At 63.5% G+C, this 1,141-nt stretch carries 1 pseudogene; it reads right to left on the bottom strand.

Annotated elements, in window-relative coordinates:
* A pseudogene (locus CJZ82_RS19705) lies at positions 1-1,092 on the bottom strand (ISAs1 family transposase); the annotation flags it as partial.
* Positions 1,093-1,141: the final 49 nt, after the last annotated feature.

Raw genomic sequence — 1,141 nt, forward strand, 5'->3', positions numbered from 1 at the left:
TGATCGACTGAAATCCAGCCAGTCGGAGCAGGTTGAGCGCTGCCGTCCGCAGCGTCGCCATCGCTCCGGCCCCGTTGCCGCGGTAGCGATGGGCGTCCTCATGCAGCTGGGTGTCACGGATCCAGTGCCAGCCCTCGATGCTCCATCGGTCTCTCACCAGTTGCAGCAGGGCTTCTGGGGTGGTGCGCAGGCTGGTCAGAAACAGGTGGGTGGCCTGGAACGGCTTGCCGTTGCGGGTCCCGATCGCCATGACCTCCACGATCCAGCTGGTCCCGCTCCAGGTTTCGCGGATGTGTCCCGGCGCCTCTTTGGCTCGCAAAGTCCAGGTGATGACACGGCCGTGGCTCTTCTCCTGATCCGTTGCCACGAAAGGGATCTTGCGCTTTCCCTGGAACTGGCTGCGGATCTGGCGATGCAAGGTCTTCTGATTCGCCTTGACCGTCAGGAGGAAGTCGGCCCCCTGCTCCTGGAGCTGTCGAAAAACGGACGCTGCGTGTGGAGGGCATCCGCCTGGATCAGCATGCCCTCCAGATGCAGCTCACCCAGAAGCTGCTTGAGCACCGCCCGCTCGTGGTTATCACCGGTGGCGTAGCAGGCCTGCGAGATCGCCACACCCAATGCGGCCGAGTACAGCGTCACCTGGGCAATGAACGCTGAGCCGCCACCAGGCGTGGGCTCGATCGAACCCCGCAGCGTCTTTCCATCACAAATAAGTTGGTCGAGATCCGCTGCACCACCTGGGATCTGGGCGAGCGTCCAGTCGCGTATGGCCGCGCACAGGGCCGTGACATCCATATGTAGGAAGAAGTAGCGGAACGCTGAATCCGATGGCGGCCGCCGCAGTTCAAGACCAAGCGACTTGGTGAGCGCGGCGTGGTGACGGCGAGCAAACCGCTCCAGATCCCGCAGGCTCTGGCAACCGCTCAGGATCCCGAGCACCGCCACCAGAAGCAGGTACCAGCCCGGGATGCGCACCCCACGCCGCATGCGGGCGTCCGGAATCGCCTGGAGGAAACTGATCAGATCAAGATCGGTTGCGGCAGAGGAGGTTTCGGGCACAAGGAGGGAGCACTCCCACCGACCAAAACCCATGGGTGCGGCTCAGGCCAGAGCGCCTGTGACACACTTTGAATCAGCCCTG

It is taken from the genome of Synechococcus sp. 1G10 (assembly GCF_002252625.1).
Lineage (GTDB): Bacteria > Cyanobacteriota > Cyanobacteriia > PCC-6307 > Cyanobiaceae > Regnicoccus_A.